This is a genomic window from Collinsella sp. AF23-4AC (genome assembly GCF_003462685.1).
Taxonomy (GTDB): Bacteria; Actinomycetota; Coriobacteriia; order Coriobacteriales; family Coriobacteriaceae; genus Collinsella.
Map to the genome: position 1 here is coordinate 1 of NZ_QRVE01000009.1, position 18,489 is coordinate 18,489.

Below are 18,489 nucleotides of genomic sequence, written 5' to 3' on the forward strand. Positions count from 1 at the left end.
GCGCAAAATGGATTCTAAAAAACACCTTGCCAAATAGGAGCGTCAGGACGCAAAGAGGCTCCGCAGCGCGAAGCGCGATGCGGAGCCTCTTTGCATGTCCGAGGACGTTCCGGAGAGAAGCCCCGTCACGCCCCCGGATTCCCGGTGGGAGTTCTAGACCTTGTCGGCCTTAGTACATACCGCCGCCCTGCTGACCAGCGGTAGCAGCAGCGATAGCGTCCTCAAGCTGAGTGTTCTTGGGCACATCGGAGACGGTGGCCTCGGTGATGAGAATCAGGCTGGCAACAGAAGCAGCGTTCTGCAGGGTGACGCGGCTGACCTTGACGGGGTCGAGGACGCCCATCTCGATCATGTCGCCCCACTCGCCGTTGGCAGAGTTGAGACCCTGGCCGGCAGGCAGCTCGGCAACCTTGTCGACCACGACGGCGCCCTCAAAGCCAGCGTTCTTGGCGATGGTAGCGACCGGAGCGGTCAGAGCCTTCTTGACGATATCGACGCCGATCTTCTCCTCGGGGTCGTCGATCTCGACAGCATCGAGCGCAGGAGCAGCGTCCATGAAGGCGACGCCACCGCCGGCGACGATGCCCTCCTCGACAGCAGCGCGGGTAGCCTGCAGGGCGTCCTCGACGCGATGCTTAATCTCCTTGAGCTCGGACTCGGTAGCAGCGCCGACCTTGATGACGGCAACGCCACCGGAGAGCTTGGCCAGGCGCTCCTGGAGCTTCTCACGGTCGAAGTCAGAGGTGGTGTTCTCCATCTCACCCTTGATCTGAGCGATACGAGCGTCGATGGCCTCCTTGGAGCCAGCGCCGCCGACGACGACGGTGTTGTCCTTGGAGATGGTGACGGACTTAGCGGTACCGAGCATATCGGCGGTGATGTCAGCGACCTTCACGCCCAGCTCGTCCAGGGCAGCCTGGCCACCGGTGAGGACGGCGATGTCCTCGAGGATGCGCTTGCGGCGGTCGCCGTAGCCCGGAGCCTTGACGGCGCAGACGTTGAGGGCGCCACGGATCTTGTTGAGAACCAGGGTAGGCAGAGCCTCGCCGTCGATGTCCTCAGCGATGATGAGCAGGCCACGGCCAGCGCGCTGGACAGCCTCGAGAACGGGCATAATGTCCTGAACGCTGGAGATCTTCTGGTCGGTGATGAGGATGTACGGATCCTTCATCACGGCCTCCATGCGGTCGTTATCCGTGACGAAGTAAGCGGAGACATAGCCCTTGTCGAACTGCATGCCCTCGACGGTGTCGATGGTAATGTCGAACGTCTGGGAATCCTCGACGGTGATTACGCCGTCCTTGCCCACGACCTCCATAGCCTCGGCGATCTTCTCGCCGACCTCGGGGTCACCGGCGGAGATGGTACCGACGGAAGCGATCTGCTCCTTGGTCTCGACCGGCTTGGCCTGCTTCTTCATCTCGGCGACGGCGGCGTTGACGGCCTTGTCGATGCCGCGACGAATGGCCAGCGGGTTGGCGCCAGCGGCGACGTTGCGCAGGCCGTCGTTGACGATGGCCTGAGCGAGCAGGGTTGCGGTGGTGGTGCCGTCACCCACGGTGTCGTTGGTCTTGGTGGCGACCTCCTTCACCAGCTGGGCACCCATGTTCTCGATGTTGTCCTCGAGCTCGATCTCCTTGGCGACGGAAACGCCGTCGTTGGTGATGGTCGGGGCACCGAACGTGCGCTGCAGCGCAACGTAGCGACCCTTGGGGCCCATGGTGACGGTAACGGCGTCGGCCAGAGTGTTGACGCCCTTGGCAAGCTTAGCGCGGGCATCGGTGTTGAACGTAATGTTCTTTGCCATGGTAGGTAATCCTCCAAAAGAAATGTGACTCGCGTCGCCGCTTCCGAGTCCTATGCGGCGGACGCGTTCAAAGACGAATCAGAGATTCTGACGAGACTAGGCCTCAACGACGGCATAGATGTCGTCGGCGCGCATCAGCAGATACTTCTCGCCGTCGACCTTGACCTCGTTGCCACCGAACTTACCGTAGATGACGACGTCGCCGACCTGAACGTCCATGGGGATGCGCTCGCCCTTGTCGTTGACCTTACCGGCGCCAACGGCAACGATGGTGCCGCGCTGCGGCTTCTCCTGAGCGTTGCTGGCGATGTACAGACCAGAAGCGGTCTTCTGCTCGGCCTCGTCGGGCTTGACCAGGACGCGATCTGCAAGCGGCTTCAAAGACGACATGCTTGTTTCCTCCTTTTTGGGCCGCGCGGTTATACCACGCGAATTAACCCTTTTTGTTTGCGTACGCGTTGAATGGTACCCACGAATGGCGGGTTATACAACACAGAGTCAAAAAATCTTATTTTTTGGCACTTAGATTTTCTGAATGCCGGGGGATAACTTAGCGGTGGCTCCCGTGTGGCTCCGGAAGGGCGGGGCATAAGGTTTCCTGCTCGGGCAGTCCTGCTCGCACGAAGGCCACATTAAGTGGCCTTCGGCTCGTGCGGAACTCGCGATAAACCTTATGCCCCGCCCTTCCGGAGCCACACGGGAGCCAGGTTAACTAATTCGGGCCCGGTATTCAGAAAAGTCAGTGCAGCAAAATGGCGATGCAGATGGTGCGAATAAGAAAGGGGCACGTTGCTGAAACGTGCCCCTTATGAGTGGGGTATGAGGCTAGCGTTCGTAGATTAAGTTGCCTGCCAGGTAGGTGGCCTGAACCTTGGTGGCCTGGAGGTCTTGAGGGTCAACGGTGAGCGGGTTTTGGTCCAGGACTACCAGGTCGGCGTACTTGCCAGGCTCCAAGCTGCCGAGGTTTTGCTCGTCGCCCGCTGCGTACGCGCTACCCAGGGTGTAGTTGCGCAGGGCCGTTGCCGCATCGATGCGCTCGCTCGGTAACCAGCCGCCCTCGGGCCAGTGGCTTTTGGGGTCCTGGCGCGTGATAGCCGTGTAGAGCACGTTCATGCTGGTAACAGCTGTGATGGGGCTGTCGGTACCGAAGGCTTGGCGAATGCCGCGCTGCTTATAGGTTGCGAACGGCCACATGATGCGGCTGCGCTCCAAGCCCAGGTCGCGCTCCGGACCACCCGGGTCGAGCGTGATATGGCAGGGCTGGCTCGAGGCAACCACGTCGAGCTTGCGCAGGCGGTCGATGTCCTTGGGCAAGAGGTTCTCCAGATGCTCGAGCGTGTTATGACCGTGCTGGGGCAGGCCGTACAGGTCGGCCGCTTCCTCGAAGATATCCAGCGCGGCATGAATCGCACCGTCACCAATGACGTGGATGCGCACGGTGTGACCGCGCTCCGCGGCCGCCAGAACCAGTTTGCGCATGCGCTCAGCCGGAACCGTCAGACGGCCCTGGTCGCCCGGGAAGCGCGGATTGGTATAGGGCTCGGTGAGATATGCCGTGTGTTCGCTCGACACGCCATCGAAGAACTGCTTAAAACCAGGCGCCGAGAGCAGCGCGTTGTTCGCGTAGCGGGTCTGGAGTTCTTCCAAGCGCGATTGGTCATCCAGCAGTGTGGGGAATAGATGGGCTCGGATGCCCAGTTTGCCGGCTACCTGCAGTTTGTCGTAGACGTCGTCGCGGATAAAATCGCAGCCCGGCATGGGCATGAGCGACATATCGCAGATCGAGGTGATGCCCTGCTCGGCCATACGCCTCATTTGATCGGCGTAAGCGCTTGCAATGCGATCCTCCCCCAGCCACTCAAGGCAGCGCGGTAGCAGCTGCATGGCAGCCGCCTCGTGAGCAATGCCCGTGAGCTCGCCGTTTGCATCCTTGTCGTATCTGCCGCCCGCTGGCGGCTCGCTGTCGCGTGTGACGCCGAGCGCCTCGAGTGCGCGGCTGTTGAGCCAAAGCGTGTGCCCGTCGCCCGAATACATAACGCAAGGACGATCGGGGAATGCCGCATCGAGCGACGCCTTGGTTGGATGCTCGGGCGGGTCCCAACGGTAATCGCGCCAGCCCTGCGTCACAACCCAAGCGTCGTCGGGCAGGTCCTGGGAAAACTCGAGCGCATGTTGCACCAGCGCCGCCTCGGACGTGCCCATATCCATGAGCATGTACGGCGAGGAACCGACCGAGGTATGGAAGAAGTGCAGATGAGCGTCATGGAAACCGGGGCAGACAAACTGCTCGCCGTAGTCGATAACCGACGTGGCGGCGGGAGCGGCGGCGATCACGTCATCGGGCGCACCGACTGCGACGATACGGTCGCCTGCGACGGCAATCGCCAGCTCGCGGGCGGTATCGATGCCGTCTTGCGCGGTAAAGACGTTCTTGGAGCGGATAATCCGATCGATATGTTGCATGGGCATCCCCATCTCTGGCAGGAAATTCAACACCCCCGAGTGTACTCCCCCGCCCTTGTAACAAAACCCCAAGCGGCAAACGGCAACTTTACCAGCCCTAGCGGCAGGTGGCATACTGGAGAGAGCCTGTACGATTTTGCGATCAACCCAGCAAGGAGCAAATCGACCATGACGAAGACCAAGGCACAGCAGATTATGGCGGCGACCGAGGCTCGCGCGGCTGGCGACGTCACCGCAGCCATCAAAGATATCGCTACCGAGTTTGAACCCTATATCATCAAGCAGCGCCGGCACTTCCATAAGCACCCGGAGCTGAGCCTTGCCGAGGAGCGCACGACCTCCGACATCGCCAACCAGCTCGACGCCATGAATATCCCCTATGAGCGTCCCCTTAAGACGGGTCTGGTGGCGACCCTTCGCGGCACCGCGCCCGACGCCTACCGCGAGGACGGTACGCCGCGCCGCCGCATCCTACTGCGTGCGGATATCGACGCCCTGCCTGTCACCGAGCAGACCGGCGAGGAGTTCGCCAGTGTCAACGAGGGCTGCATGCACGCCTGCGGCCATGACTGCCACATCGCCATGATGCTCGGCACGCTGCAAATCCTGCGCCATATGACCGACGACATTCACGGCGAAGTCCGCATCGTCTTCCAGCCCAGCGAGGAAAACGGCCAGGGCGCCAAGCTCATGATCGGCACGGGTGTGCTCGACGGCGTCGATGGCGCCTACGCCGCGCACATCTGGAGTGAGGTCGACGCCGGCACCGTGAGCTGCGAGCCCGGACCGCGCATGGCCAATACCGACTGGTTCCGCATCGACGTCCGCGGCACCTCATGCCACGGCGCCATGCCCCAGCGCGGCCACGACGCCGTTATGGTTGCCGCCGAGATCGTCAACGCCCTGCAGACCATCGTTTCGCGCGAGATCAGCCCCTATGAGCCGGCTGTCATCACCGTCGGCGAGCTGCACGGCGGCACCGCGCGCAACGTTATCGCCGGCACGGCCTACCTCGCCGGCACGGTGCGCACCTACGGCGATTCGACCCACGAGGAAATGCCGGAGCTTATGCGCCGCATTGTGGAGCATACCGCGGCCGCCTTGGGCGCCGAGGCAGAGCTCACTGACTACACCATCGCCAACTACAAGGTCGAAAACGAGGTCGCCTCGAGCGAGCGCTGCCGTCAGGCTGTAATCAAATGCCTGGGTCCCACCGGTCAAGGCCATTACCGCGGCACGCTTTCGGGCGAGGATTTTTCGGAGTACCTGCGCCGCGTACCGGGCGTGCTCGCCTTTGTAGGTACGCGCAACCCCAAGATCGGCGCCACGTACGCCCAGCATTCCTGCTTTTACAAGATTGACGAGACCGTGCTGGCAAAGGGTTCCATGGTGGCCTCCCAGTATGCTATCGACTTTTTGGCCGAGCCCACGCAAGAGGAGCTCGACGGCCCCGCGATTAGCGCGGTCGCCGAAACCAACCCCGATCTGGCCGCCAAGTTGCGCTCTGCCAAGGCGACGACCGCCGAGGCTCGCGACGCCATCCATGATGCCCGAACGGCTCGCCATGCCGCGATCAAGGGCATCCACGACGCACGCGCTGCTGCACGCCGCGAGGAGAAGCACGACGAGTAATCGATTCGCTGGCATCTCGCAGTCATAGCCACACCGCGATGTCAAAGCGGGGGCGGACGTTTCGACACGTCCGCCCCCGCTCATTTGTCAAGCGCTATTTCTAGCCCGTCCCCAAATAGCAGGCGGCGTGGCTACTCGTCCTGAGGCTCCTCGTCGGAGCTTGGCTCGGACGCCGGCTCAGGTGCAGGTGCCGGCTCAGGCACAGGCTCAGGCTCAGGCTCAGGCGCAGGCTCGGGCTCAGATGCCGTCTCAGGCTCGGGTGCCGGTTCAGGCTCGGGCGCCGGCTCAGGCTCGGTCGCGGGAGCGGGTGCAGGTGCCGGCGAAGCATCCGGAGCACCGTAACCCGAAGGAGCGGACTTCTTCTCGAAGGGCAACACAAAAGTCAGGACGTCGTCCTTATCCTCATCGGCCCACTCGCTTGCATAGCGTGCGACCCAATAGCCAACGGCACGGTGCTTGAGCATCTTGCCAAAGACCGTAAGAAATACGGTGACGAAAGCGACCAGCACCAAGAACAGCGCGAGCGTGACGCCACCGCCGGTAACAATTGCCTCAATACCCGTAGGACGATAGTAGTAGCTATACATACCGACAGAGGCAATGGCGCCAAAGACGACCGTCAAGATCCATGTGACAACGTTGGCGACCAGGCCCGTCAAAAACTCGGGAAGGAACGAAGCACAGAACAGCTTGGTCTTGTTGTGCTTAAACGCCGCCCAGACCTTATCGAGCGAAAACGCGCTCTCGACGCGACCGGTCACCGCAAAGTGCATCACGGCGATGTCGGCGAACATCTTAAAGAAGACACCCAGAATCGCCGAGGCAATTAGCGCCAGGACAAGCAGGCCGAGCGAACCGAACAGCGCAGCCTCGAGCGCATAAGAGCCGTAATAAGAATACGAGCCCGCGGCGCCAATTACCACGCCCTCCACCAGCGAAAGCACTACACCGATAACGGGAATGGCAGCGATAACCTCGAGCACGCCCGAAATAACGCTCGAAAAGACTCCGAGACCAAACGACGTGGAACGCATGAGTGGACGGTCCATGCCGTCATCGACCTTGAGCGAAAGATCACGACCCCACTCGATGCCAAAGCCCGAACCGCACACACTCGCAATGCAAGCTGCCAAAAAGCCGATGGCAGCCGCAATGCCGCCAATAACGGGAATAAACAACACGAGCACCGACACAACGCAAATCAGCGCCGGCAAAAACGCGATTTGGCATACACGCTGAAGCACGCCCGGAGTCTTGGTCATATCTTGGAACGCCTGAGCCACACAGCCCTTTGGCGCATTCGCCACGGGCGGTTGCGGAACAAACTGCTGGGGCTGAGGCTGTCCCTGGGGAGCGGGGCCAGCGGCACCGGCATTAGGAGCACCACACACGCCGCAGAACTTGTCGTTATCGCCCATGGGGGCGCCACACTGCGAGCAGAACATAGAATCATCCCTTCGTATCTTGAACGAATCACTTGGATCGCAAACGATGTCTTTAGCATCATTATTGCCCAATGTGGGGTCAAATACTCAAAGATGACCGATTTGCAAGGTACACGGCGCCAGCAGGCGGTTCGTTGAATACGTCTGTGCTAGTTCGTTCCGCGGAAGCCCTTGCCGACGATCTCGGAGCTGTCGACGATCGTGATAAAGGCACCTGGATCGACTTCGCGCGCATAGCGGCGCAGTTGCACGGCCTCGCGACGGCTCAGCACGCTCATGATCACCGTCACACACTTGCCCGAGAAGGCACCGTAGCCGCGGCTGATGGTCGCCGTGCGGTTGAGATGCTTGACGATAAACTCCTCGACCTTAAGGGGCTCGGAACAAATGACCGTGCAGACTTTGCGCAGGTGAATGCTCTCAATGGCTTTGTCGACCACAAGCGTCTTGGCAAACAGGCCGAGCACGCAATACAGACCGACACGCGGGCCGTACAAGAAGGCCGCGATGGTCACGATACCGATATCGACCAGCAGCAGGGCGCGGCCAATCTCGAGCGTGGTGCGACGCTTGAGGATCATGGCAAGAATGTCCGTGCCACCCGTCGAGGCGCCGATGTCAAAGACAATAGCGCTGCCGAGCGCCGGCAAGATGACGGCAAAGCACAGGTCGAGCCACATATCGCCCGTCATCGAGACATCGGTCGGAATAAAGAGCTCAAACAGCGAAACATAGGCGGACAGCGCAAACGAGGCGAAGACGCTCCACAGGATTGCCTTGCGCTCCAAAAAGATAAAGCCCAAAACGACGAGAACCGCGTTAATAATCCACATAAAGACGCCGACGGGCAGGGTCGGGAACAGCGTGGACAAAATGACCGACACGCCCGAGGTACCGCCGAAAGCAAAGTGATTAGGGGTTTTAAACGCAACGATGGCAAAGGCCGTAAGAATCAGGCCCAGATTGAGCTCGGCGAAAAAGCGCGGAAAGCCCGGCTCCTGGCTGCGCTTTTGACCGGCACGCTCGCCGCGCTCGATATCGGTGCGATCAACCACGCGCTCCATCGGCACCACGGGAGGACGATGCACCTCCTCGGCAGCACGCGATGCCGCCTCTGCCGCAGCGGCCTCAATCGCCCATGCCTTGCTTTCTGTTTCGTGCTCGTCAGCCATTACGGCAACCCCTCGTTAACAATTTGGAAACAATGTGCCCATTAGGGTAACGCGGAACGCGACGATTGCAACCCCTAGTTAGACGAGCGGTATGCCTACATCGGGGGGCATACAAATAACGGCCGGCCACGCTTTTGCTTGCGCGGTCGGCCGTTTAACGTTTTCGCAGATAAAACCTGCCAAAACAAACCTGTCCCTATTTGGCAGGCTACTCGTGCTGGTTGGTACGGTGCTCGTACTCCTCGGGGGTGATGACGTCCTCGATGCGCAGGTTGACGCCCGCCACCTCAAGGCCGGTCATCGTGGCAAGGCGCTCAGTGACGCGCGCCTTGACATCGTCGAAGATCGCGGGCGCATAGGCGCCGTACTCGATAATGACGGAGATGTTGACGACCACGCGATTATCGTCGGTGACCTCGACCGTCACGCCCTTGGTCAGATTCTCGGCACCAAACTGCTCCTGCACAAAATGCATGAGGTTACCCTTCATGCCCAAGACGTGCGGCACCTCGCGAGTGGCCATGGCAACGATCTTCTCGATCACACCGTTGGAATAGGTCAGCGAGTCCTCGGACTCGTCCGCTTCCTCGTCGTCCTCATCCTCATCGGACTCGGCCTCGACAAGAGCCTCGTCCTCGAGCGTCACGTCCTCGGCCTCGGCGGTGACGGTCTCGTCTGCCTCGAGCTCGGTATCGGCCACATCGACCTTCGTATTAAAAGCCATGGTTCCTCCTTATGCCTGCCGCGGATGCGACAGTCGAATACATATTAGCGGCCGCTAAACAGACGGCCGAAGAAGTTGACGATCCCGTTTTCGCCATCGCGAATCTGGCCGATCACAGCCCCGATCAGCACGAAGAATGCGATGACCAGCGTGTCCCACAGGCCGAGCGTGAGCACCAGCACCGCGAGCACAAAACCCGCGACGGCGCCGAGCGTGGTGTTGGGATGGCGAACGGCATAGCTCCAGATAGCCGCCCCCGTGCCCTTGATGAGACCCATAGCCTCGTCAAAATCCGCGGCTGCCGCGTCTTGTAACTCGGTTGCCTCTGCTTTGGAATCAACAGGTTCGCTCGCCGGTGTGGCGCTCTGGTCAATCGTCAGGCGCGGCGTACGAGCGGTCTTATCTTGATTGGTATCACTCACCGGAAACCTCCACGGTCTGGACGGTAGTCTTGGACGGCAAAAAACGGACGCGCGTGGTCGTACCCGGCGTGCCGAGCATGGTATCGCAGGCCTCCTCGATACGCTGCTGCATCGCGGTAGCCAGAGATGCCACGTCCTTATCGTCAAGCGCGATAGCCTCGACCTTAAAACGGATGTGCGAATCGTCGGGGCCTTGGACGCGGGCCTCGACATGCTCGACCATCACGCGGTCGTCGCGCTCGGCAGCAGCCCTGGCGCACGAAGAAAGCGCCGCAAGGGTAACCTCGATATTGCGCTCCCCCGCCGGATGCACGCAGGACGGCTCGCGACGGGCGAACATCAGGCGGAAAAAGCTCAGCAGTACGCCAAGCGCCACGACGCCGGCGCACACCGTCACGACGATGCGCGGCATGGGGTCGCGCATCAGCAGCATAAAGCGATACGTATACGGCCCCCAAAACTGGCAGACAAGCGTACCCAGCGCCACGATGGTGGCGGCAAGATACACGATCGCTAGGGCTCGTTTGAGTACGCGCACGCGGCGCTCCCTTCAAATCTCGGCTCTCGAAATGCAAAACGGTTCGCATCATTATAAAAGAGCCGGGTCCGGTGCTCTACGCACGCGGATCCGGCTCATCTATTCCACGAGGCTTGCATGCTCGCTTCATTATGCCCAGATATGCACGGCTTAACCCGTGCGGGCGCTACTCCTCCTCGAGGGCAGCGATGACCTCGTCGGTCATGTCCATGGTGCTGTAAACATCCTGGACGTCGTCGAGCTCCTCAAGACGGTCGATGAGGCGCTGGACCTTCTTGGCGTCGGCGCCGGAGACCTCGGTCGGGGTGGTCGGGACCATGGTGGTCTCGGAGCCCTTGACCTGGACGCCCTGCTCCTCGAGCGCCTTGGAGACAGCCATGACCTCGTTGGCAGTAGTCCAGACGATCCACTCCTCGCCGGCGTCCTCGTAGTCTTCGCCACCGGCCTCGGCAATGGCCATCATGAACTCATCCTCGTCACCGGCAGCACCGTTGGCGATCATGGTCTCCTTCTTGGCGTTCTCGTCCAGGATCTCCTTGGCAACGACGATCTGGCCCTTGCGCTCAAACTGGAAGGCGACGGAGCCGGAAGTGCCCAGGTTGCCACCAGCGTGGGAGAAAGCGGAACGGACATCGGCGGCGGTACGGTTGCGGTTGTCGGTCAGGCAGTCGACGTAGACGGCGACACCGGCGGGACCGTAGCCCTCGTACACGATGTTCTCGTAGACGGCGGCGTCAGCACCCGAACCAAAAGCCTTGTCGATAGCGGACTTGATCTTGTCCTTAGGCATGGACTGAGCCTTGGCCTTGGCAACGGCAGCGGCGAGGCTGGCGTTGTTCTCGGGCAGCGGGTCACCGCCGAGACGGGCAGCAACGGTGATGTTGCGGCTGAGCTTGGAGAAGAGGGCGGAACGCTTGGCGTCCTGCGCGCCCTTACGATGCTTGGTTGTGGCCCACTTAGAGTGTCCGGACATACGTGTCTCCTATCGGTTTCGACCTAAAGCCCAGCGCAGATGCTCGGGCAATATAAACAAACGTCGTTATGATATACCTACTGGCCTGCGAGATAAACCCCAAAATGAAGGCGTCGTGATGATGCCACCCTTTGATGCAAAGTAACCTGATCCCAATGCACCAAGTTAGGACCAGAGGAAGTCGCTGCGGGTGACGGTGGCGCCGATGGCGAAGGGCATGCAGGCGATGGCCGGATACAGGTAGCGCATGTAGGTCGAGCCGTTGCACGGGCCAATCAGGCACACAGCGAGCACGCCCAACAGCGGCACCCAGATCGCCAGCGCACGCCATGAATGACGACGCAGCAGGTAGACCACCACGGCGATCATGATCCACACATAGGTGGCCGAGCTCATGGTGAGCGAGATAAACGGGATGCGTTGCACCGCCACACGGTATAGGTTGATCAGATGGTCACACCAGCGCACCACGTTGCTGTCAACCGGATGGAAGTCGAAGTACTTGAGATTATCGGGGCGCGCCATAATCTCGGCACTGCGTGCCGTGCTGTAGACCCATGCATCGCGCGCGCTCGGATAAAAATAACCATAGTAGTTATTGATAAGCGCCGAGATATAGCACTCGGGATCCTTCTTAAACATCTGAGCCCATACCTCAAAATAGGCATCGATGTCCTCCTGCGAGGCGTACTCGTTAAAGCAGTTCTTGACGGCATCGGACTTGTCGGGGTTGTAGCGGCGACCCAGGTTCTCGTACTTGAGTACGCGATCGATCACGGCACGCTCTTCGTCGGTCACCAAACCGTCGCAAGGAGCCTCCACGATGGTGCCGTCCTCCTTAACCGTGGGGTTGACGCCCGAGTTGAGGCCGTCGTGCTTTTGGACGAAACGAGCCGTCTGCTGGAACGGGATCGAGAGGATTTCGCGCTTGGAACCAGGCGTGATATCGTGCGCCGGCATAAAGACCTTGGTGAAGTACATATTAGAGGCAAGGCAGAGCGCGAGCACCGCGAGAACGCCAACCCAGCGGAAACGCGGGATGGCGCCCGAAGGCGCAGCACCAGTCTGCTTGGCTGCACGACGAGCCACATGCACGTCCCATACGCAAAACGCCGCCGCGATTACGCATGCCGCCAGGGGAAACACAAGGCCGCCGTTGCGCAGGAACGTGGAACCCATGGCGCCCAGAGCGAGCAGCAGCCAGTCGTGGCGCGCAAAGAGCACAGGGGCTTTCTCGCCCGCTCGCTCGACATTGGCATCACGACGGGGCAAGCCACATGCCACGAGCTTGACGGTCTGTACCAGCAGCACCAAAAACGCGTCGGCAAAGAGCACGTCTTTGGTGAGCAGGGCCGCGTAGTTGGAGCACATGGGCATAAACGCAAAGAACAGCAAGATCACGCCGCGGACCGGCAGGCTCACGCCCAGTTTGCGCAGCGACGAAATGGAATAGGCCATACAGGCGGCCGTGATGACAAATTGAGCGCAGGTATAGATGATGAGGCCCGCGTTAGCGCTGTTGAACAGCGAAAGCCCCAGCTGAACGCACGAGCCAATAATGGCCGTGTGCACTACGGGATGATGCCCGTTGAGCAGCACGTTGGGGTTGAGTAGGCGCAGGTAGTCGCTCGTGCCGTTGGGATAGTTAAACCACTGGCGAATCTGCGCGCCCGTATCTCCCATAAAAAGGCCAGGCAGCGAAGCGATGAGCGTGGGCGCCCAGGCGATCATAAGCACCAGGAAGGGCCCGGCAAAGGGATGGACCGAGAGCACGGCGTGAGTCACACGCCATACGCGGCCAAAGTGCGCCTCGGAAAACGGAATGCGCCGAGAGCTCAGCCAATCTAGACACTCAAAGGCAAGGTAGAAGGCAACGACCGCCAAGAGCATCCAGCCCGCGCCGCCAATCCAGGCGCAGATGATGCGGGCTTTGTCGCCAAGGACAATCTCGGCCGAGTCGGTGAGATCGTAGCTGCGGCCGAACACCATGCAGATGGCGAAGAACAGCGACGGCAGAATGATCGATGGACGCCAGGTGTCGCCACGGCCAAAGAACACGTAGCGAAACGGCAAGGTGAGCAGGCAGGCAAGCGCAAGCAGCATGACCGCGTCGGTATGACCGGCAAACGAGAGAAGCACCTCATAGCACACGTACAGCATACCCGAGGCTTTGGGGTCAATCGCCAAGACTGCGTTGCTCGATACCGGGGCGGGATCGATGGAAAACGCCGTGGTCGCCAACAGCGCGAGCAAAAATGCGATGAGCGTCTGCTTGGCGGGGTAGCGCTTAAACCAGACGATGCGGGCAGCGTCGCGCGCAGCCGTTGTGGAGAGATCGGAATCCTTCACAGTCCAAAGAGCCTTTCTAGAAACCTGCCAAAAAGGGACAGGTTTATTTTGGCAGGTTTTATCTGGGAAAACGTTACGGTTCTGTCATCGTTGCCCAGCGAACCACCACAAAGGCGCCTGTCCCCTTTGTGGTGGTTAGGCGTCGAGGTAGATGCGCTGGGGCTGGTTGCGGCGACGAGCAAAGATGATGAGCGCCAGGCCCGCGATTACGAGTGGCAGACTCAACAGCTGACCCATGGTGATGACGCCGCCCAGCAGATAGCCCAGCTGCGCATCGGGCACGCGCACAAACTCAATCAAAAAGCGAACGATGCCGTAGCCCATCACGAACACGCCCATAAACGTGCCCTGGGGCAGCAGCGGTTTTTTGCGGCTGAGCACCTGCAGAATGCAAAAGAGCACGATGCCCTCAAGAAATGCCTCGTAGAGCTGGGAGGGGTGACGCGGCATATCGCCCGCGGTGCCACCGAAGACCACGCCCCAGGGCAGATCGGTCGGCTTGCCCCACAGCTCACCGTTGACAAAGTTGGCACAACGGCCCAGGCACAAGGCCAGCGGCGCGCCGATGACGGCAAGGTCGGCAATGGTCCAGGCGTCGAGCTTATACATGCGGCACACGATGATGCCGCCGATAATGCCGCCGACCAGGCCACCGTGGAAGCTCATGCCGCCCTCGTTGGTGGCAAAGATCTCGAGCGGGTGCGCCCAGTAGTAGCCATCACCGTAAAAGACGACGTAGAACAGGCGCGCACCGATGATAAGGCCAAAGACCACGCCGACCACGACGCTCGTCAGGTCATCAATCGTAATGTCGAAGCCCCAACGACGCTGCGTGCGGTACATAACGACCGTCGTGAGCAGAGCGCCGACCACGTAGGCCAGGCCGTACCAGTAGATGGTGATGGGGCCCGCCGAGATCGCGACAGGATCAAGCATATGGTAGAAGTCGTTGAGCATGTCGACCCTCCTACTCCCTACATACAAATGCGGCCGCGGGCCTTGCGCTCGCAGCCGCATATTTGGGCGTAACGTCTATGCGGAGTATGCCGTCCGCAGCTTTCGCATCTTAGAACGGCGCATACTCGTCGTACAGGTCGTCGGTCTCACCGGAGGCATTGACCTGCTCCACGCGGGTAACGCCGGGCACATGCTCCTTCAGGATGCGCTCAATACCCATGGACAGGGTCAGCGAGCTCATGGGGCAGCCGGCGCAAGCGCCCTGCAGCTCCAGTTTGACGACGCCCTCGTCGTCAACGCCCACATACTCCATATCGCCGCCGTCGGCCTGCAGGTTGGGGCGAATCTCTTCAAGAACCTTCTTAAGCAGCTCTTCGTTAACAGCCACAGGGGCTCCTTTCTCACAATAACGCGGGCACGCCCGCGGACAGGGGCTATGTTACTACAGCCATGTACCCGCTTAGGCGCCAGCCATGCGTGCGGACACGACTTTCACGAGCGGTCAATTTGGGACGGGTCTCTTTTGGCTGTTTTGCCGCCAGCTGGCGTTGCCACGCGCTACTGCTGAGCCTGCCCCTCGGTGCCGATGTGAACATCGACGATAACCTGGCGGTAGCTGATGCCGCAGGAGTCGAGGATGCGGCGGCTGATGCGTCCGTCATCGGTGTCGGCGTACTTGTTGTCCAGGTAGACAACCTCGCCCACGCCCACCTGCGCCAAAATCTTGGCGCAGTCGTGGCACGGGAACAGCGTGACGTAGACCGTGGAACCCTCAAGATCTTTGAGCGAGCCACGGTAGTTGAGCACGGCGTTTGCCTCGGCATGCACCACGTAGTTGTGCTTGTCCTGCAACGGGTCGTCGCTCGTGCCCCACGGGAAAAAGTCGTCGTTGAGCGCCGAGGGCGTACCGTTGTAGCCCACCGAAAGGATGCGGTGGTTGGTGCTGGCGATGCACGCGCCCACCTGCGTGTTGGGGTCCTTACTGCGGCGCTGCGCGGCGATGGCCACGCTCATAAAGAACTCGTCCCAGCTAATGACGTCCAGGCGCTTGCCTGACGAAGTTTGATGAAGATCGTCCGACATGGCAGACACCTCCGTAATCGCAATAGTTTGACCCATTGTAGCAGGTGAAAGGTGGGCGTTTGTCCCACCGGCGCCCTCACATTTACACGCGGCGGGGCTTTTGGTTGATGCGGTAGAGCTCGGCGAGACCCCGCAGCGTCAGCGCGTCGTCTACCGTCATGCTGTGGCCGACCAACGCCGCGAGCGCCTCGGCGTCGTCGCCGGTAATGACGATGGGCACGCTGCCCTCCCCCGCCGCCTTGGTCGAGCGCATCTCGGCTAGCACCATGTCGAGCATGCCGTCGATGCGGGCCACCTCGCCCAAGACCACACCCGAGCGCATGGCCTCGCGCGTGTTGCGACCGATCACATGCGTGGGCGCCGAGGGCTCGACCTGTGGCAGACGCGCCGCAGCGGCCGAGAGCGAGCGAGCGCCAAGCGCCAAGCCCGGCGCGATGACGCCGCCGACAAAGGTACCGTGCGCGTCGATGACCTCGATATTGGTCGTCGTGCCCAGGTCGATCACGATGCACGGAGAGCCGTAGACGGCACGGGCCGCCACGGCGTCGGCGATGCGGTCGGGGCCGATCTCGGCCGGGTCGTCGTAGTGGACGGGCATGCCGGTCTTGAGGCCCGGCCCCACGGTGAGCACGCGCCCCGTGCAGGTGCGGGAAAGCGCCGCCTTCCACGGGCGCTCGAGCGCCGGCACCACGCAGCTCAGCACGGCCGCCGTGGGCACGAGCGCGCCGGGCATGCCCGCATCGGCCGCCAGCGCGGCCATGACTTGAGCGAGACGCATACGCGCTTCGTCGGCCGTAATGCTCGACGGCGTCGTGATCTCGCACGTCGCAAGCGGACATTCCTGCGCCGCGGCCGAATCCTCGGCAAACAGGCCAAAGCGAATGAACGTGTTGCCCACGTCGACCGTCAATATATATGCGCACCCATTAAGCATCGTCGGCGCTCCTTTCGTCTGCCCAGCAGTATATCGCCTACCTAAACCAGTCATCCCAAAATGACTAGCTTGCGGCTATACTGGTGCGCGGTCGCGCGCGAGCTCACGCGGCGGCCCTTGGTAACCCGACTTCCCGCGCCGTATCCGTAACGGCGCTCCCGGGGGAAGCGGATATACGCAAAGGAGTTTTATATGAGCAATCCCTCGAACCGCGCTTCGATGCGCGGGCAACTCACGCTGCGCGGCGTCGTCATCGGCGTCCTTGGTTGCGTGATCATCACGGCAAGCTCGGCCTACACGGCCCTCAAGATGGGCGCACTCCCCTGGCCGATTATTTTCGCTGCTGTCATTTCGCTGTTCTTCCTGAAGCTCATGGGCAACGCCAGCCTCAACGAGGCCAACGTCACCCACACCATCATGTCCGCGGGCGCCATGGTCGCCGGCGGCCTGGCGTTTACCATCCCGGGCGCCTGGATGCTGGGCTATGCCGACCAGATCAGCTGGCTCGACATGTTTATCGTAGCACTCGCCGGCACCATCTTGGGCCTTCTCGCCACGGCACTCATCCACCGTCACTTTATCGTGGACGCCGCGCTGGAGTTCCCCACCGGCAACGCCGCAGCTCAGACCCTGCGCGCCACCGAGGCCGGCGGCAAGACCGGCAAGCAGCTCTTTGGCTCCATGGCCATCGCAGGCATCTACAGCGTGCTGCGCGACGCTCTGGGCGTGGTGCCCAGCATGCTGTGCACGCTCAATATCCCCGGCGTGACCTTTGCTATCTACAACTCGCCCATGTTGCTGTCCATCGGCTTTTTGGTGGGCTTCGCCCCCGTCGCGTTCTGGTTTGCCGGCGCGCTGCTGGGCAACTTTGGCATCATCGTGGGCGGCACCACTGCCGGTCTGTTCGACGTTGTGACTGCGCAGGGCATCGTCAAGTCCCTGGGCATGGGCCTTATGATGGGCTTTGGCGTCGCCGTCGTCCTCAAGGACATCCTGCCGCAGGTCGCCGGTATCGTCCGCGGCCTCGCCGCCGACAGCTCCACCGACACCGACGAGCAGTCGCTCATCTCGGGCTCCCTTAAGCTCGACGCCGGTATCATCGGCCTGGGCGCTGCCGCCATCGCCGTGATCATCGCCATCGTGCTCGACCTTGGCCCCGTTCCGGCCGTCATCGTGACGCTGTTCACCTTTGTCACCACCATCATGAGCGCGCAGAGCTGCGGCCAGACAGGCATCGACCCCATGGAGATCTTTGGCCTCATCGTTATGCTCATCGTGGCCGCCTTTGCACAGATCGCGCAGGTCAAGCTGTTCTTTATCGCCGGCATCGTAGCCGTGGCGTGCGGCCTTGCGGGCGACGTCATGAACGACTTTAAGGCCGGCGCCGTGCTGGGCACCAACCCGCGTGCGCAGTGGATCGGCCAGGCCATCGGCGGCATCGTGGGCGCCCTGGTCGCCGCAGCCGTCATGGTCGCGCTCGTCACCGCCTATGGTCCGGACGCCTTTGGCCCCGACAAGAGCTTTGTTGCCGCGCAGGCAAGCGTCGTCGCCACCATGGTCTCGGGCATCCCGAGCGTGCCGTGGTTCGCAGGTGGCTTTATCGCCGGCATCGTCATGTACTGGCTCGGCATTCCGGCCATGATGATCGGCCTGGGCGTGTACCTGCCGTTCTACATGTCACTCACGGCATTCCTGGGCTCCTGCGTCAAGCTCGCCTACGACAAGTGGTCCGCCCACCGCGACGCCACCGCTGGTCTTTCTGACGAGGAGAGGGCTGCCAAGGACGCCGCCTTCCAGGAACAGGGCCTGGTTGTCGCCAGCGGCCTGCTCGGCGGCGAGTCCATCGTCGGCGTTATCCTGGCGTTTGTCTCCGTGGGCTTAAGCCTGCTGGGCTAAGCTGAGCAGCTGCTCGACGGCAACCATATTGCCTACGACTTGCCCGGTCGGTAGCTTTTGCGGCTGCCGACCGGGCTTTTTATACCAACGCAAA

Annotated in this window: 16 protein-coding genes; 2 read left to right on the forward strand and 14 right to left on the reverse strand. The window is 61.4% G+C overall.

Translation table 11 applies throughout. The features are described 5' to 3' along the window. Positions 1-169: 169 nt before the first annotated feature. From groL to DWY05_RS06105, 3 genes are all read right to left on the reverse strand, one after another. Complete coding sequence (gene groL, locus DWY05_RS06095) at positions 170-1,807, reverse strand: chaperonin GroEL (RefSeq protein WP_006234938.1); 1,638 nt, start codon at positions 1,805-1,807, stop codon at positions 170-172. Positions 1,808-1,903: 96 nt separating this feature from the next. After that, positions 1,904-2,197 (reverse strand): co-chaperone GroES, encoded by a 294-nt coding sequence (groES, locus tag DWY05_RS06100; RefSeq protein WP_040358989.1) that lies wholly within the window; start codon positions 2,195-2,197, stop codon positions 1,904-1,906. A gap of 435 nt (positions 2,198-2,632) precedes the next feature. Then, positions 2,633-4,276 (reverse strand): amidohydrolase, encoded by a 1,644-nt coding sequence (locus tag DWY05_RS06105; protein WP_233504041.1) that lies wholly within the window; start codon positions 4,274-4,276, stop codon positions 2,633-2,635. Between the two features lie 162 nt (positions 4,277-4,438). On the opposite strand from DWY05_RS06105, the gene DWY05_RS06110 reads away from it, so the two are divergent. Then, positions 4,439-5,902, forward strand: coding sequence for a M20 family metallopeptidase (locus DWY05_RS06110; protein WP_117821083.1), 1,464 nt, complete (start codon positions 4,439-4,441; stop codon positions 5,900-5,902). Between the two features lie 131 nt (positions 5,903-6,033). Here DWY05_RS06110 and DWY05_RS06115 read toward each other — a convergent pair whose 3' ends face one another. The 11 genes from DWY05_RS06115 to DWY05_RS06165 form a co-directional block, all read right to left on the reverse strand. Beyond that, positions 6,034-7,347 (reverse strand): zinc-ribbon domain-containing protein, encoded by a 1,314-nt coding sequence (locus DWY05_RS06115; protein ID WP_117821082.1) that lies wholly within the window; start codon positions 7,345-7,347, stop codon positions 6,034-6,036. A 149-nt stretch (positions 7,348-7,496) separates the two neighbouring features. Then, positions 7,497-8,519: a YitT family protein gene (locus tag DWY05_RS06120; protein ID WP_117821081.1), complete on the reverse strand. Its 1,023-nt coding sequence runs from the start codon at positions 8,517-8,519 to the stop codon at positions 7,497-7,499. A gap of 208 nt (positions 8,520-8,727) precedes the next feature. Then, on the reverse strand, positions 8,728-9,243 hold the full coding sequence (locus DWY05_RS06125; RefSeq protein WP_117821080.1) for an Asp23/Gls24 family envelope stress response protein: 516 nt from the start codon (positions 9,241-9,243) through the stop codon (positions 8,728-8,730). 44 nt (positions 9,244-9,287) lie between these two features. After that, a complete protein-coding gene (locus DWY05_RS10105; RefSeq protein WP_233504040.1) occupies positions 9,288-9,665 on the reverse strand; it encodes a DUF2273 domain-containing protein in 378 nt (125 codons plus the stop codon). Further along, positions 9,658-10,203 (reverse strand): hypothetical protein, encoded by a 546-nt coding sequence (locus tag DWY05_RS06135; RefSeq protein WP_147335208.1) that lies wholly within the window; start codon positions 10,201-10,203, stop codon positions 9,658-9,660. Before DWY05_RS06135 ends, DWY05_RS10105 begins: the two co-directional genes overlap by 8 nt. A 166-nt stretch (positions 10,204-10,369) precedes the next feature. Next, positions 10,370-11,176, reverse strand: a complete 807-nt coding sequence (locus DWY05_RS06140; protein ID WP_006234926.1) for a YebC/PmpR family DNA-binding transcriptional regulator — start codon at positions 11,174-11,176, stop codon at positions 10,370-10,372. Positions 11,177-11,341: 165 nt separating this feature from the next. Continuing rightward, positions 11,342-13,525, reverse strand: coding sequence for a DUF6020 family protein (locus DWY05_RS06145; RefSeq protein ID WP_233504039.1), 2,184 nt, complete (start codon positions 13,523-13,525; stop codon positions 11,342-11,344). 135 nt (positions 13,526-13,660) lie between these two features. Next, entirely contained in the window at positions 13,661-14,482 is an 822-nt protein-coding gene (gene lgt / locus DWY05_RS06150; protein ID WP_117821078.1) for a prolipoprotein diacylglyceryl transferase, read from the reverse strand. A gap of 109 nt (positions 14,483-14,591) precedes the next feature. Next, positions 14,592-14,870 (reverse strand): NifU family protein, encoded by a 279-nt coding sequence (locus DWY05_RS06155; protein ID WP_099432127.1) that lies wholly within the window; start codon positions 14,868-14,870, stop codon positions 14,592-14,594. Positions 14,871-15,040: 170 nt separating this feature from the next. After that, on the reverse strand, positions 15,041-15,565 hold the full coding sequence (locus tag DWY05_RS06160; protein ID WP_099432128.1) for a dCMP deaminase family protein: 525 nt from the start codon (positions 15,563-15,565) through the stop codon (positions 15,041-15,043). An 82-nt stretch (positions 15,566-15,647) separates the two neighbouring features. Next, positions 15,648-16,499, reverse strand: coding sequence for a type III pantothenate kinase (locus tag DWY05_RS06165; RefSeq protein ID WP_117821077.1), 852 nt, complete (start codon positions 16,497-16,499; stop codon positions 15,648-15,650). A gap of 192 nt (positions 16,500-16,691) precedes the next feature. Here DWY05_RS06165 and DWY05_RS06170 point away from each other — a divergent pair, with 192 nt between their 5' ends. Beyond that, positions 16,692-18,395: an OPT/YSL family transporter gene (locus DWY05_RS06170; protein WP_117821076.1), complete on the forward strand. Its 1,704-nt coding sequence runs from the start codon at positions 16,692-16,694 to the stop codon at positions 18,393-18,395. The last annotated feature ends 94 nt before the right edge of the window (positions 18,396-18,489 follow it).